Origin of the sequence: Mesorhizobium sp. M0909 (genome assembly GCF_040319515.1) — a bacterium.
Classification (GTDB): Bacteria; Pseudomonadota; Alphaproteobacteria; order Rhizobiales; family Rhizobiaceae; genus Mesorhizobium.
In genome coordinates, this window is the sequence record NZ_JAMYOA010000002.1 from 1 (window position 1) to 13,938 (window position 13,938).

General features: G+C 61.5%; 13 protein-coding genes and 1 pseudogene. 11 read left to right on the forward strand and 3 right to left on the reverse strand.

Annotated features, from left to right (window positions below; all coding sequences use genetic code 11):
- Nucleotides 1–1,683: 1,683 nt before the first annotated feature.
- The 11 genes and pseudogenes from NKH83_RS02655 (at nucleotide 1,684) to NKH83_RS02705 (ending at nucleotide 11,700) form a co-directional block, all read left to right on the forward strand.
- Nucleotides 1,684–2,886, forward strand: a complete 1,203-nt coding sequence (locus NKH83_RS02655; protein ID WP_352478408.1) for an ABC transporter substrate-binding protein — start codon at nucleotides 1,684–1,686, stop codon at nucleotides 2,884–2,886.
- Nucleotides 2,887–2,963: 77 nt separating this feature from the next.
- Nucleotides 2,964–3,830: a branched-chain amino acid ABC transporter permease gene (locus tag NKH83_RS02660; protein ID WP_352478406.1), complete on the forward strand. Its 867-nt coding sequence runs from the start codon at nucleotides 2,964–2,966 to the stop codon at nucleotides 3,828–3,830.
- Nucleotides 3,831–3,835: 5 nt separating this feature from the next.
- A complete protein-coding gene (locus NKH83_RS02665) occupies nucleotides 3,836–4,810 on the forward strand; it encodes a branched-chain amino acid ABC transporter permease (protein WP_352478404.1) in 975 nt (324 codons plus the stop codon).
- 4 nt (nucleotides 4,811–4,814) lie between these two features.
- Nucleotides 4,815–5,594, forward strand: coding sequence for an ABC transporter ATP-binding protein (locus NKH83_RS02670; protein ID WP_352478402.1), 780 nt, complete (start codon nucleotides 4,815–4,817; stop codon nucleotides 5,592–5,594).
- A 2-nt stretch (nucleotides 5,595–5,596) separates the two neighbouring features.
- Nucleotides 5,597–6,319: an ABC transporter ATP-binding protein gene (locus NKH83_RS02675; RefSeq protein WP_352478401.1), complete on the forward strand. Its 723-nt coding sequence runs from the start codon at nucleotides 5,597–5,599 to the stop codon at nucleotides 6,317–6,319.
- A gap of 8 nt (nucleotides 6,320–6,327) precedes the next feature.
- Nucleotides 6,328–7,068: an aspartate/glutamate racemase family protein gene (locus NKH83_RS02680; protein ID WP_352478399.1), complete on the forward strand. Its 741-nt coding sequence runs from the start codon at nucleotides 6,328–6,330 to the stop codon at nucleotides 7,066–7,068.
- A gap of 102 nt (nucleotides 7,069–7,170) precedes the next feature.
- Entirely contained in the window at nucleotides 7,171–7,875 is a 705-nt protein-coding gene (locus NKH83_RS02685) for a GntR family transcriptional regulator (RefSeq protein ID WP_352478397.1), read from the forward strand.
- Between the two features lie 680 nt (nucleotides 7,876–8,555).
- Nucleotides 8,556–9,698, forward strand: coding sequence for an MFS transporter (locus tag NKH83_RS02690; RefSeq protein ID WP_352478440.1), 1,143 nt, complete (start codon nucleotides 8,556–8,558; stop codon nucleotides 9,696–9,698).
- An 806-nt stretch (nucleotides 9,699–10,504) separates the two neighbouring features.
- A complete protein-coding gene (locus NKH83_RS02695) occupies nucleotides 10,505–10,696 on the forward strand; it encodes a DUF6494 family protein (protein WP_023679340.1) in 192 nt (63 codons plus the stop codon).
- A gap of 178 nt (nucleotides 10,697–10,874) precedes the next feature.
- Nucleotides 10,875–10,995: pseudogene (locus NKH83_RS02700) on the forward strand (AAA family ATPase); the annotation flags it as partial.
- 477 nt (nucleotides 10,996–11,472) lie between these two features.
- Complete coding sequence (locus NKH83_RS02705; protein WP_352801999.1) at nucleotides 11,473–11,700, forward strand: hypothetical protein; 228 nt, start codon at nucleotides 11,473–11,475, stop codon at nucleotides 11,698–11,700.
- A gap of 14 nt (nucleotides 11,701–11,714) precedes the next feature.
- On the opposite strand, the gene NKH83_RS02710 is transcribed toward NKH83_RS02705, so the two are convergent.
- From NKH83_RS02710 to NKH83_RS02720, 3 genes are all read right to left on the reverse strand, one after another.
- Entirely contained in the window at nucleotides 11,715–11,915 is a 201-nt protein-coding gene (locus NKH83_RS02710; protein ID WP_352478394.1) for a hypothetical protein, read from the reverse strand.
- 198 nt (nucleotides 11,916–12,113) lie between these two features.
- Nucleotides 12,114–13,214 (reverse strand): S-adenosylmethionine:tRNA ribosyltransferase-isomerase, encoded by a 1,101-nt coding sequence (locus NKH83_RS02715; protein ID WP_352802001.1) that lies wholly within the window; start codon nucleotides 13,212–13,214, stop codon nucleotides 12,114–12,116.
- Nucleotides 13,205–13,927: an SDR family NAD(P)-dependent oxidoreductase gene (locus NKH83_RS02720; RefSeq protein WP_352478390.1), complete on the reverse strand. Its 723-nt coding sequence runs from the start codon at nucleotides 13,925–13,927 to the stop codon at nucleotides 13,205–13,207. Before NKH83_RS02720 ends, NKH83_RS02715 begins: the two co-directional genes overlap by 10 nt.
- Nucleotides 13,928–13,938: the final 11 nt, after the last annotated feature.

Genomic DNA, 13,938 nt, shown 5'->3' on the forward strand with positions numbered 1-13,938 from the left:
GAAGTGATCCACCGCCGCACAACTTCGGCAATAACCTTCTGTTTGGCTTTATCGATTTCAGCCATGTTCGGGCCTGCATGCTTAAAAGGACCGAACTGCACCGCGAGCGGATTTGTTCCTTTGAATGATGGGCGGAATGTTTGGTAGAAATTTCTCAGCAGGGGATCGGATTACTGGCTCGCGCGAGGCCCCCCTGCCCTCTCGACCCTATAGAGCGCGCCTCGATCCGCCTTTGGTCCCACAACCCCGGATCGGTCGTCCCGACGTACACCTGAGGCCGAACCAATGGGCTGCCGGGAGGACTATTCGTGGAGGTCGAACGCGACTGACAGTCCGAAGGCCGGGGCCGCAGTGACTATAAGGTAGACCAGCTCATCGTCAGCTTAGCGCGCTGTTTCCGCCCGGGTGGAGCTAGGCTGTCAGTTTAGTGAAGTCGTGGCGCCGCGCGCGAACATGTGCCAGCAAATTCGTTTCGTTTACGACCCCTGATTGAAAGAGATTCAGCGTGGTCGAGACCAGAATCTGACCGTCTATCGAAGTGCTGTACCATTTAGCGTCGGCGGTTATCTGGTCGACAACCCGCTGGCAAATCGCCCGATCTTTAGGTCTAAGGAACTGACTTTTCAGCGCTCGTAGCATCTCGATGCCTTTAAAGGGGAGTCACTTGTCTCCCACGCGACCACGCGTGGGTCTCCCGAGAATGGATACTAAACGCATCTGGACAGAAAATTGCCATTCGTTTGAGCGGTACCGATGCGGGGCGTTGGGTCGATGACGTGGTTGCGATCCCGGCCGCGGTACGGAGGCGGGTCACCGACGACCGCCTCAGGGATACACGCACTTCCTTAGGGGGCGGCCCAGCAGCTTGGGTTAGGGGGCCGCTTGGCCTGACCAGCGAGCGTTCGGGAATGCTCGACTGACTGGTTAGTACATTAGACAAATCTAATGTACTTGAACCATGCGAACGAAGTACGCGGCGGTAAGAAAGTGGCTGGCACGATTCACTTACCGCGCGCTTTTGCCTTGGGTTCTGGCGAGCTTTCTGACGGGTTTGCAGCCAATTTTGCAGATCGCCGATCTGTTACCCACAGGGACTTTTTCCTCGCCACCAAATCGTCACGATCGCCCTCAGCGGTCGCTCGGCTATGCATCGCAGCTGTGGCGTAGTCGGCTCTGTTGGTTCGATAGTCTTCTTTTTGGACAGTCATCGTTTGCTCCCAGTTTCATAGCCCCTCTTTTTGCCCTGGCGGGGAGATTAACTGCCGGTGCATTACGCGAGTCAATCGACTAAACGACCACCCCGCAGTCGCGAGGGGCGGGAATCAAGCCGACAATTTTAACGTTGGAACGGCTTACAATGTGCCGGCAACACAGCCGCCCTTTCGTCGGTGTGCGTTGATCGCGTCCATGTTGCCCTTCAGCTCCCCGATACGAGCATGCGCTGAGGGCGGGACGAAGTCTATGTGCCTTGACGGCGGAATATAATCCTATTTTGTGGATGCCGCACCCTCGCCGACACGAAGCCGTTTCGGTCCTACGACCTTCATCTACGACCGCATAAGATTGTCAACAATCTGTAAAAGTTTTGTTGACAGATAATTGATTTGAGCCTTGACTCACAAAAGTCCGCGTATCGGTCGAGTTCTGTCGCAACAATGCGCGGCCTCCAAAGGGGAAAGAACAATGATCAACAGACGTTCAATAATCACATTCGCCGCACTCGGCGCCGTCTCTGCGCTGGCAATCATGGCCGGCGGCACAATCACAGTGCAAGCCGCCAACAAGGAACTCAAGATCGGCTTTGTCGGCGTGACGAGTGGCGCGGCCGCTGCGTGGGGCACATCCAACGTCCGCTCGATGCAGACGCGCGCCGCCTGGATCAACGAAACCGGAGGTGTGAAGATTGGTGACGAGACCTATGACATCAAAATCGTCACCTTTGACGATCAGAAGGACCCGAAGCGGGCGATCGCCGGCATGGAGAAGATGGCCCAGGAGGGCATCCACTATGTCGTCGGTCCGAATGTCGACGACGGCGCGGCGGCGGTGCGTCCTGTGGCTGAATCCAAGGGCATCATCTATTTTCCCTACGCATTCCCGAAGGAACTCTACACCCCGCCGGCGTCCAACGCCGTGCTCGGCATGATCGCCAACTACCAGTCAGCTCCGGCGATCTACAAATATCTCATGGAAAACAGGGGCGTGAAAAAAGTTGCCTTTGTCGCCGCCAACGAATCCGATCCGCTGAGCCAGCGAGATGGCGGTGTTGCCGCGGCAAAGGCGCTCGGGCTTGAGGTTGTGGCTGCCACGGACGTCTACCAAAACGATACCCGCGACTTCACGCCGGTACTGACGCCGATCGTTTTGCAAAAACCGGACCTGCTGGTGCTTTCGGGTGTCGCGCCCGGCAATGCTCCGCTGCTGATCCGCGCCGCGCGCGAGCTCGGCTACGAAGGTCTGATCTCCACCGAAACGGCGCAGGATGCCAAGGTGCTGGAAGAGGGCGCGGGCGAGTTGGCCAACGGCTTCATCTCAGTCGGCGGCGCATCGACGCCCGAAATCGCGTCCGACATGATGAAGGAGTTCGTCGACCGCTATACGAAAATGTTCGGCGAATACAATGACGAGTCCAACACCAAGGTCTACGCGCTCGAATACATCATCGAGACGCTGAAGGCGAATCCGGCCGCGATCGACAATGTCGAGGAGTTCAAGAAGACGATCGACACTTTCTCGGCGCCCAATCCCTATCTGAAGGGCGATGCCAAGCTGACCTATGTCGGAATGACGTCGTTTGGCCAGAAGCGCCAGCTTTCGGTCCCGATGGTGGTCACGGAATACCGCGACGGCAAGTTCGAGACGCTCTTCGTCGCTCAAGTCGATTGACGCAATTGCACTGAAGCGGATTGCCGCAGAGGCTCGTGCATTCGCCTTGAGCCTCTGAATGGCCGGGAACCATCCTGATGGAACAAGTCATCGCCAACGGGCTTTATCTTGGTGCGCAATACGCCTTGATCGCGCTCGGTCTGACCCTGATCTTCGCTCTGATGAACGTGCTAAACTTTGCCCATGGGCAGATGTACGTTCTCGGTGGCTTCATCACCTACACCGTCTATGGCCAGCTCGGCATGCCTTTCGTCGTCGCGCTCGTCGCGTCCGGGATCACGCTGCTGGTCATTGGAGCGCTGGTCGAGAAATTCCTTTTCAGAACGGTGATTAGGCGAAGCGTGCGGGAGGAAAGTACGATGCTTCTCGCGGCGGCGGTCGCATTCTTCCTCGACGCCGTGATCCTCCTCCTGTTCGGCGAAAAGCAGCGCGGCGTGCCGAAGATCGTCAACGGCGTCTTCGTCTCCGACAGCCTCATAATGCCTTACGACCGGCTGCTGGTCGGCGCACTCGCCATACTGTTCATCGCCTCCTTCGTGCTTTTCATGCAGTACAGCAAGCCGGGACGCGCCATGCGGGCGCTGGCGCAGGACCGGGTCGCGGCACAGCTTATGGGCGTCGAGGTCGACCGCTATTCGATGATCGGCTTTGCGCTCGGCGCGATGCTTGCCGGCATAGTCGGCGGGCTGCTGGTCGCCATCACCGGCGTCAATTCGGGCATCGGCGGGCCGATCTCGATCAAGGCGTTCTTGATGGTGATGATCGGCGGCGCCGGCGTGGTCAGCGGAGCGATCGCCGGCGGCTTCATCCTCGGCATGATGGAATCGGTCGGCCTGACGGTGCTACGCCAATATGGCGACGTCACTTATCTCGTCATCTTCGCCGCGCTGATGGTGTTCCTGAGCATCCGCCCGAACGGGCTCATGGGCAAGCCGTGGGGGTGATCGACATGAAGCGTACACGCAACATCCTCGGCGTCGCTGTCTTCCTGCTGGTCGTACTCATCGGCGTGCCCTGGCTGATCGAGGCGACGGGTCGGCTCGACCTCTACTACACGCTGACTTCGGTCGCGCTGCTCAGCATCGCCAGCGCCGGGGTGTGGGTGACTTTCTACATCGGCCGCATCAATATCGGCCAGGGTGCCTTCGCGCTTATGGGCGGCTATGTTTCGGCCATCCTTGTCGTCCAGTATGGTGTGTCGTTCTGGCTGACACTGCCGCTGGCTGGGCTATTCTGCGCCGCTGCAAGCGTGCTGATCGGGCTGCCCATCCTCAGGCTTCGCGGCGTCTATTTCGCCATGGTCACGCTGGTTTTGACCGAAGTGGCGCGGCTGCTCGCACTGGCACTGCCGATCACCAACGGAGCCAAGGGCATGGTCAGCATTCCGCTCCCCGGCGGCATCTCGATATTCGGGCTGACCATCCTTCCGGATTTCGCGACGCTCGCCAATCCGCGTCCCGCCTTCTATCTGGTGTCGGTTGTGCTGATGGTGCTGTGCTTTGCAGCGCTCTACCGCCTAGTCCATTCGCGCATCGGCAAACTCTGCCAGTCGTTGCAGCAGAACGAGGAACTGGCCTCCTCGATCGGCGTCAATATCGCCTATCTGCGCGTCATCGCCTACGCCATCTCCTCGTTCCTCGGCGGTCTCGGCGGCGCGATGTTCGTCGCCATCTCTCAGTCGATCTATCCGTCCAGCTTCACCGTCACCGACTCGGTGAACTTCATGCTGAACTGCTTCCTCGGCGGGCTCGGCTACGTCTTCGGGCCGATGATCGGCACCTTCGTGCTCTATTTCGGCTGGGATTTCCTGTTCGAGACCGGCGAGTTCCAGTTGCTGATCTTCTCGTCGGTGCTGATCGCGCTGATGCTGTTCCTTCCCAACGGCCTGCTCAGCCTCCGGCTGTTCGGCAAGAAGCAGGGCTAGGACCATGACTGACCTTCTCCAGATCAAGGCAGTGACCAAACGCTTCGGCGGGCTGGTCGCGGTCAACAATGTTTCCTTCGCGGTCCGCGAACGCGAGATCCTTTCCGTCATCGGCCCCAACGGCGCCGGCAAATCGACGCTGTTCAAGCTGATTTCCTCTTTTCTCAATCCGACCTCGGGCGAAGTGCTGTTCCGGGGAGAGCGGATTTCAGGCCTGGCGCCGCATATCGTCGCCCGGAAGGGCGTCGTGCGCACGTTCCAGGAGACGACGATCTTCAAGGGCATGACGGTGCGCGACAATGTCATAATCGCGCATCACCTGCGTTCCAATGCCAGCCTTGCCGGCTTCTATCTCGGCACGAATACCGCACGGCGCGACGAAGATGAATTCGGCCGCTCGGCCGACGAGATCATCGACTTCCTCGGTCTCGGCGCGCAACGGCATGAGATCGCCAGCACGCTGCCGCACGGCCATCTGCGCGCGCTCGGGATTGCCATCGGGCTCGCCACGAACCCGACCGTCCTTCTGCTCGACGAGCCCTTCGCTGGCATGAACCATGACGAAACCGTGCGCGCGGTGGAGATGGTGCGCGGCGTGCGGAAGCGCGGCGTGACTGTCCTGCTGGTCGAGCACGATATGCCCGCCGTCATGAACATTTCCGACCGAATCGTCGTCCTGAACTTCGGTGTGAAAATCGCCGAGGGAACGCCGAAGGAAATCCAGGAGAACGAAAAGGTCATCGAGGCCTACCTCGGCGCCGAAGATGAGACGATCGGATTTTAGCCATGAGCGAACTGCTGAAAGTCTCCGACGTCGAACTCTACTACGACCATGTCTATGCACTGAAGGGTGTGTCGCTCAACGTCAACGAGGGCGAGACCGTCGCGCTAATCGGCGCGAACGGCGCGGGCAAATCTTCGATCCTGCGCGCCATCACCGGCCTGAAGAAGGTCCGCAGCGGCGAGATTCATTTCCAGGGCCACCGCATCGACGGAACGCGCCCTGACGAGCTGGTCAGGATGGGCATCGCCATGGTGCCGGAGGGTCGGCGCGTCTTTTCCTACATGACGGTGCGCGACAATCTGATGATGGGCGCCTTCACCCGCATCGACAAGGCCGAAATCGCAAGGACGCTGGACATGGTGCTCGGGCGCTTCCCGCGCCTGAAGGAACGCTATTCCCAGACGGCGGGTACGATGAGCGGCGGCGAACAGCAGATGCTGGTGATCGGGCGGGCGCTGATGGCCAAACCGAAGCTTCTGCTGCTCGATGAACCCTCGCTCGGCGTCGCGCCGAAGCTCGTTCAGGACATCGCCCGCTCCATCGTGGCGATCAATCGCGACGAAAAGGTCAGTGTTCTCTTGGTCGAGCAGAATTCGCGCATGGCGCTGCGCATCTCGCAGCGCGCCTACGCACTGACGACCGGAAAGATCGCGCTGGCCGGACATTCGGCTGAGCTGCTTGGCGACGACCGGGTCAAGAAACTCTATCTCGGCGGCGAAATATGAAAGCGCAAATGGACGTACTCGTCGTCAATCCCAACACCACTGCGTCCATGACCGAAAAGATCGGCGAGGCGGCGCGCCTTGCGGCTTCGGCCGCCACCAGGATCATCGCCGTCAATCCGAAGGACGGGCCGCCGAGCGTCGAAGGCTATTTCGACGAGGTCTTCGCCATCCCGGGAATGATCGGCGAGATCCTGAGACATCCGGCGGCGAGCGCCTGCGTCATCGCCTGCTTCGACGACACCGGCCTCGACGCAGTACGCTGCGTCGGCGAGATGCCGGTGGTCGGCATCGGCGAAGCGGCGTTTCACATGGCGAGCCTGATTGCCGGCAAGTTCAGCGTGGTGACGACGCTGTCGCGTTCGGTGCCGGCGATCGAGCACAATCTGGTGCGCTACGGCCTCGCCAGCCGCTGCGCCAGGGTGCGGGCAAGCGACGTTCCCGTTCTGGAGCTCGAAGTGCCCGGCTCCAACGCCCGCCATCGAATTTCGGAGGAGATCGAGCGCGCCATCCGCGACGACCGGGCCGAAGCGATTGTGCTGGGATGCGCCGGCATGGCCGACCTCGCCGCCGCGCTCAGCCGCGAACATAGCCTTCCCGTGCTCGACGGCGTCGCCTGCGCAGTAAAACTCTGCGAGAGCCTCGTCGGCCTTGGCCTGTCGACCTCAAAGCGCGGCGGCTACCAGGTTCCACTCGAAAAATCCTTCGCCGGAATCTTTGCGCCCTTTTCGCCCTCCGGCCGTGTATCCTGATGCGTGCAAAATTGTTGACATTCCCACACAGGATGTTCGATGTGCGGCCGGAAACGCGGTGTTCGTGCCGCTATGCGATCCGGCCGCCGGGACAATGAGACGATGGACCTGCTTGGGCCAAAGCCACGGGATGGCGACAAGCCGACGATGCGCTGGTTTCCGGTCTATGCCGGCCTGCGCGACGCCATCGTCAGCCACCGCCTCGCACCGGGCACAAAACTACCCGAGGACGAACTCGCCTCGATCTATTCGGTGAGCCGCGCGGTGATACGCGCGGCGCTGCAGGCGCTGTCGCATGACCGCTTGGCTCGGCTCGAGCCGAACCGCGGCGCGTTCGTCGCCCAGCCGACCAAGCAGGAAGCGCGCGAGGTCTTCGAGGCGCGGGCGCTGATCGAGCCCAAGGTCGCGGCGCTTGCCGCCGAAGTGGCAAAGCCGGCCGAGATCGCGCAACTGCGGCTTCATCTCGAAAAAGAGCACGAGGCCCTGCATGCCGGCCGCGACAGCGACGCCATCATGCTGTCGGCAAAATTCCATGTCGGCATAGCCGAAATCGCCGGCCATTCTATCCTGACCGGTTTCGTCAAAGACCTGCTGTCGCGGTCGTCGCTGATCATCGCGCTCTACTGGCGCCGCCGCGACACCACCTGCGAAAGCCACGCCCATCACGCCCTCGTCGATGCCATCGAAAAGCACGACGCACAAAACGCGTCCGACCTGATGCGAAGCCATCTCGTCGAACTTCTGTCCGGCCTTGATCTATCGCTTGGCGAGAAGAAGCCCGAGAGCCTGTCGGACATCTTGCGCTGATCTGCGCTGTCAAACTCTTCGCCAAGCTTCGCATTGCAGATGTCGTCGCGATGCTGGACGAATATCGGATCACCCGCAACCGACACCGGCCAACGAAGCTCGCGCGTAAGTGGCCGCTCTCAAAGCTAGTAAAGCCGAAGTGCCATACTTGATCGCCCCCGATCGGGCGCTCACGGCGAAGCCAGGATGCACGTCACCCCGCAATCCTGACTTGGCGCCTACCCCTGAAACGTCCCAATGCGACATTTCTACTTGCCAGCAACGCGACATTCGAACTTGGTTGCAACATGATCCCAGGTTGATTGGCGATCCTGCCCCCGGTCCACCCGGTTCCGAAACGGCACTATGCGCCATCTTGGGACGTTCAATGCGGCGGGGAACTTCGCGATCCGACCCTTCTTCCCGACCTTGACAGCCAAGTGCAATATGCGCCAGTTGCGTCTTCGGTCGTTGCAAGCCGTTGACACGATATGATTCAGCATTGTTGGGCGGTAGCCCGAGGATTGAATCCGATATTCGCCTCGCTGGAATGTCTAATGCGACTCCGTCATGATCCTTCCGGCCCCGTCGAGCGACGCTGCCAAAGCCGGTGACGCCAATGCAGGTGATGAGGTCAGGCTAGATCAGTGCAGCAGATCCGCCCGGCGACTTTTCTTTTTGCGGCCCGAGCCCTGCGGGACATGGGCGACGGCTTCGTGGCCGTTCTGTTGCCGGTATATCTCCTCGCATTAGGCTTCGCGCCTCTGCAGGTCGGCATCATTGCAACCGCATCGCTGCTTGGTTCAGCGCTCTTGACCATCGCCGTCGGACTCCTTGGTGCCCGACACGATCACCGCCAACTCCTGCTTGCCGCCGCCAGTCTGATGGTCGCCACGGGTGTGGCCTTTGCTGTGGTCCACGACTACGCGCTGCTTTTGGTGATCGCCTTCGCAGGCACCATCAACCCGTCGGCCGGCAGCGTCAGCGTATTCGTGCCCTTAGAGCATGCCGTGCTCACACGCGAAGTCACCGACGCCGCGCGGACCAAGATGTTCGCGCGCTACAGCCTTGTGGGTGCGCTCGCAGCCGCGGTTGGCGCGCTCGCTTCGGCGACACCTGATCTTCTGGCTCCAGCCGGCCTCGATCAACTCACCGGCATCAAGGCGATGTTCGTGCTCTATGCGTTGCTGGGCCTGCTCGGCGGTCTCCTTTACGCGCAGATCCCGCAGCGCCGTCCAACGTCGGACTCCGGCAGCACGTCCGCGCTTGGCCCCTCGCGGAATATCGTTTTCAGGCTTGCGGCCCTTTTTAGCCTTGATGCCTTTGCAGGCGGCTTCCTCGTCCAGTCGTTGCTTGCCCTGTGGCTTTTCGAAAAATTCGACCTGTCGCTTTCGGAAGCGGGCTTTTTCTTCTTCTGGTCCGGCGTCCTTTCGGCGTTCTCATTCCCCGTTGCCGCCTGGCTGTCGCGGCACATCGGACTCATCAACACGATGGTGTTCACACACATTCCGTCCAGCATCGCCCTGATGCTGGCGGCGCTTGCGCCGACGCTCCCTCTGGCGCTCGCCCTGCTGCTGATCCGTGCCGCGCTTTCGCAGATGGACGTCCCGACGCGCTCATCTTACGTCATGGCGGTCGTCACGGAGGCGGAGCGGGCAGCAGCCGCGAGCTTCACATCGGTACCTCGCAGTTTGGCTGCCGCAGCCAGTCCCGCCCTGGCGGGCGCTCTGTTCGCTGCCTCGTTCCGGGCATGGCCCCTCCTGATCTGCGGCACACTCAAAATCATTTATGATCTGCTGCTGCTGATGCAGTTCCAGAACGTCAAGCCGCCAGAGGAACGCTGATATTTGGGTTGCTTGACCCACCGGGAGGGATCAATCGGGAAGGCAAATGTTGGAAAGGTGATCGATCACTTCGGCTCTGACTCCGGACTTGTCGAATGCCTAATGTGACCCGACATCCTCGACGCGAGGCCTGCAGACCATCACCCGCCAGCGCAGCAGACAACGAAAGTCTCCGCTGGGTTCGACCGATCAGGCCGGCCGTGCTTTGTAAAAGCGGCACCAACCATCGGGGCTGATTTCACCCGCGACAATCTCGGATGCATTCGGCTTCAGGAAATGGGAGCACCCGGCCCAGCGGCGACGTTTGTTTGGAACATCCTAATAAAGCGCCACAGGCTTTGGGGTTGTTTCGGCGCCGCGCCGCAGGCTGACCTGTCATGCAGGAAGCAAGCCCACCTGCACCTGCAATCGCCCGCGCCGGTCATCGACACCTTAAGAAGTTTCCGGCGAGACAGCGCTTGGCCTGTTGTGCCGACCCGCAATTACCTCACCACGATCTTCTTTAATGATCTTTCCTCCCAATCGAACCCAAAGAAGCGCCGAGTGCTGATCAGATCGATTGAGGTACTCGATCAGATCACTCTTTTCCTGATCGGTCAGAGCAAGGCCGAGATAGCCGTCATAGTGCTCCTTCTGCGCAAGACGTCGATCGGTTCCACTCCTCCTGCCAGGGGCCGATCAAGTTTAAGGACCCGACGTCTCCACCCGGCTCCAGGTCTATTTCTATAAAACCGTGCGTCACCGTCCTGCTTCCTTGATCCCTTGCCTTCCCTTACAATCCCTTCCGGATACAGAGGAGTTCCGCCATGAGCGAAGACGCCGTCAACATGTCGATCCGCAAGTTCCTGAAGGAAGTCGGCGTCACCTCTCAGCGCAAGATCGAGGAGACGGTGCGCGAAGGGCAAATCGGCGGCAAGAAGCTGAAGGTCCGCATGACGCTGACGGCGGAAGGCACCGGCCTTAACCACGTGGTGGACGGCGAGATCGAACTTCCATAAGCCGGGCGAAGCGACCTAGCGAGACGGCCGAGGCGGCCGAAAGCGTCGAGACGGATCAGCGGTTGGAATGGCGTCTGGCCGGGTGGATGTAGTACCGCTCACCCCACGCTCTTGCGACTCTAACGGAACGCGAAACACCGATCCTTTCCAGTCGTTGGTTCAACGAATCTATGGAGGCGCCCGACGAGGATATGCGGTTGTCGAGGAACCGGGCCGACGTGTCGTCGCGGAGGAACTTGATCGGAACGGCGATGTGCTACCCCTGGGTTGACGCGGCGGCGTTCGCCCGCCGCGCCGTTACGTGAAGCGGCCGGGCGACCGTCTCCAACGCCGGTTGCCCGTTTGAAACTCGAGCGCGGCCGCAGCATCGATTTGATCTGTCGCCGGCGCGCAGCGTCTCCAGCGCCTCCAATTTGCCGTGCAACCATTTCCAAGGCTGGCAGGCTAATTTCGATGGGGCGCACCTCGTCCACTCTGGCGCCCGATCCCATATCGCGTTGCCCAACGACGAATGGTCCTGTCATCGCGGCCAGCATAGTCGGCGGCTGATTTGATATCCCGCACTTCATCGGGCCGCATCAGGATGGATCGAGGGGGGCGCCTTGTTTCTGGCGCTGTTTTGACAGGGAGCGCGTTGGTCATTCGGCCCATCGCGCCTGTCGCGGCTGCAAAGACGGCCGGACCATATTGGCAGCGCTCATCACTGATAGAGGAACGGCGGCACCCCGCTCGCCCGATATCAGGGAACGATATCGCCCCCCATGTATTAGAAACTGATGGACACTATGGAACCCCACGGCCACGGGATAGCGGCCGATATTTTGACATCGGAAGTTGCCATTGCCGGGCAGCGCATCCATCGGACCGAGCTCGCGCTTCAACGCACTGAAGAAATGCTGGCCAAGAATCTCGCGCTGCGCAGCAGGATACGAGCTGCGGTCGAGGCCGCAGACCGCTTGGTGAAGATCGATCCCCCCAGCTTTGAACGGCGTCGCCCAGGTTGAACTGGGCCGGCGCTTCATTCGTCGCGCCCCACCGGCCACCGGCGCCACCACTCAAGCACCGCGGCAACCATGTCCACAGACGGCGAGCGCGGTTCATCGTGGGCGGACTGGTGCTCGGCCAGGAACCGATCGTCGTCCATGCGGCCGATGGCTTCAGCGACGTGGGCCAGCGATTGGTCGATCCAGGCCGCGGCGGAGCGATCGGTCGACGTCATGCCGACGGCTCGGTGTCGGGGATGCTCGGGGCGGCAGTGGGTAGTGGTACACTCGCCGGAAAGGTCGGCAATTGGCGCGTTGTGCCGGTTCGGAACCGGGTGGACCTGGGGAGAATCGTCAATCAACCTTGGGTCTGTTCCACTTCTCCGAAGCTGACGTTCGCGGTGCGGCCCGGAATGCCACCGAACCTGCCGACATCATAGCCACGCCTCGAGTAGAGGCTTCGTCTCGAGCACCTCGGCACGGTTCCGTTCGCGCGATAGAAGCAGCGGTTGGCGATTGAGCAGCATGGAATCGCCGAATTCATGCGCGCGGTATCGATACGCGGTGAAGGCTGCGGAGGCCTTAGCGAGCAGAGCATCATCGGCAAAGGCGCGCAGGAGCTCGAAATGGCTTTCGCCGGGCTGGTGGACGCCTGTGAGAATCGCATCGACCACGCGAAGCCACGTGCCCCGCGCGATGCGCCCTGTCGCAATGCCATTTCCGGCACGCACATTGCCGCCGGGATTGGCGGCTGCTTCAAGTGCGCGCACTACGCTTGTGCCGATCGCAATGATGCGGCTGCCGCGCAGCTTCGCCCGCGCGACCTGCGCCGCGGTGCGCCCAGGGATGCGGTATGGCTCGTCGAAGGGAAGGCGCGAGTCGAGCGCGGGATCGCCGGTGGAAGACACGCCCGCAGCATGCGTGAGTGTTGCAAAGCCAACGTCGTGCCGACGCCAGGCTTGGAGCGTGCGCCAGTCGAGCGCGAAGCCTGCCGACGGCGCCTCGAACGCGACCGGCCCGGCGGCAATCTTCGTCCAAACATCCCACAGTGCCAACGGCTGGGGAACATGCGCGTATTGGATCGGCCGGCCGTGCTGCGCCAGTCCTGCAAGCACCGCTGCGCGGTTGCCTGGGAAGTGCAACTCGAGAAGGCGTGGATGGTCGAGAAGGCGCTCGACGACGGCGTCAAGCGAGCCGAGCCGGAGGCGATCGCCTGGTGACAGCGGAGGTGGAGGCAGCCGGTCTTCCGTGCGCGTGCGGTGATCGCCCGAGCCGAAGGCAATCGCCACGAAACGGGTTGGATCGGGAAGTGACAGCCAGCCCGCCAGGCGGATCTCGATCGCCTCACCGCTTGGGACATGCGTGCCGTGCAAGCTGGCAGGCAAGGTCGCGGCGTCATTGGCGACGACCTGATCGCCGGGACCGAATAGCGTCGCGATTCCAGCGCGCGGCAGGTCGCGCATCGTGCCGTCCGCCTCGACGACCAACAGCCTGGCTGCGCGCCGATCGGAACGATCGGCGGCAATCATGCGCATGCCCCGGCGTGAAGCGTAGCGCGGACCTGTAACGCGTCGATCATCTTTTCGATGATCTCGGCAGCAGCCAGTTCGGGGCGTTTCAATGTAGACGGATCGGCGTCAGGAAGCGCTAGCGCGTGCAGCGGGGTGTCCATGTCGCCAGGGTCGGGTGCGAGGAGCCGTATGCCGTCGGCTTTCGCCTCCTCCTCCCAAATCGCCGTCAGATGGGCAAGAGCGGCCTTGCTCGCCCCATACGCGCCCCAGCCGGGATAGGCGTTCACCGCCGCGTCGCTGGAGATGTTGATCACCATCGCGCCACGGCCCTCGCGTGCGGACGCGGCAAGCGCACCGAACAGGGCCTTCGTCAGCCGGAACGCGCCGACCAGGTTGACCGCGAGCGCCACTTCCAGCTCCTCGCACTCAGTATCGGCGAGGAGCGCCAGAGGGACAGGGCCGAGGCTCGAGGCATTGTTGATCAGGACGTCGAGCCCGCCGAGGCTGGCAGTGACCTGTAGTGCGATCGAGTAGGTGTCCTCCTTCTTGCCGACGTCGCCGACAATGCCGTGCGCGCCCGTCTCGTCAGCGATGCGTTCGACATTCGCGGCGGTGCGAGCGACGAAGGCCACGCACGCACCCTGCGCGGTCAGCTGCCGCACAAGCGCCATTCCGAGCCCGGAGGTGCCGCCCGTGACCGCCACGCGAAGTCCTTGAAGATCAATATTCGACTGCATTGCCGGTGCTC

Excerpts from the sequence above, each read along its gene's own strand:
- NKH83_RS02655 (WP_352478408.1), top strand. The coding sequence starts at position 1,684 with ATGATCAACAGACGTTCAATAATCACATTCGCCGCACTCGGCGCCGTC.
- NKH83_RS02660 (WP_352478406.1), top strand. The coding sequence starts at position 2,964 with ATGGAACAAGTCATCGCCAACGGGCTTTATCTTGGTGCGCAATACGCC.
- NKH83_RS02665 (WP_352478404.1), top strand. The coding sequence starts at position 3,836 with ATGAAGCGTACACGCAACATCCTCGGCGTCGCTGTCTTCCTGCTGGTC.
- NKH83_RS02670 (WP_352478402.1), top strand. The coding sequence starts at position 4,815 with ATGACTGACCTTCTCCAGATCAAGGCAGTGACCAAACGCTTCGGCGGG.
- NKH83_RS02675 (WP_352478401.1), top strand. The coding sequence starts at position 5,597 with ATGAGCGAACTGCTGAAAGTCTCCGACGTCGAACTCTACTACGACCAT.
- NKH83_RS02680 (WP_352478399.1), top strand. The coding sequence starts at position 6,328 with ATGGACGTACTCGTCGTCAATCCCAACACCACTGCGTCCATGACCGAA.
- NKH83_RS02685 (WP_352478397.1), top strand. The coding sequence starts at position 7,171 with ATGGACCTGCTTGGGCCAAAGCCACGGGATGGCGACAAGCCGACGATG.
- NKH83_RS02690 (WP_352478440.1), top strand. The coding sequence starts at position 8,556 with ATGGGCGACGGCTTCGTGGCCGTTCTGTTGCCGGTATATCTCCTCGCA.
- NKH83_RS02695 (WP_023679340.1), top strand. The coding sequence starts at position 10,505 with ATGAGCGAAGACGCCGTCAACATGTCGATCCGCAAGTTCCTGAAGGAA.
- NKH83_RS02705 (WP_352801999.1), top strand. The coding sequence starts at position 11,473 with ATGGACACTATGGAACCCCACGGCCACGGGATAGCGGCCGATATTTTG.
- NKH83_RS02710 (WP_352478394.1), bottom strand. The coding sequence starts at position 11,915 with ATGACGTCGACCGATCGCTCCGCCGCGGCCTGGATCGACCAATCGCTG.
- NKH83_RS02715 (WP_352802001.1), bottom strand. The coding sequence starts at position 13,214 with ATGCGCATGATTGCCGCCGATCGTTCCGATCGGCGCGCAGCCAGGCTG.
- NKH83_RS02720 (WP_352478390.1), bottom strand. The coding sequence starts at position 13,927 with ATGCAGTCGAATATTGATCTTCAAGGACTTCGCGTGGCGGTCACGGGC.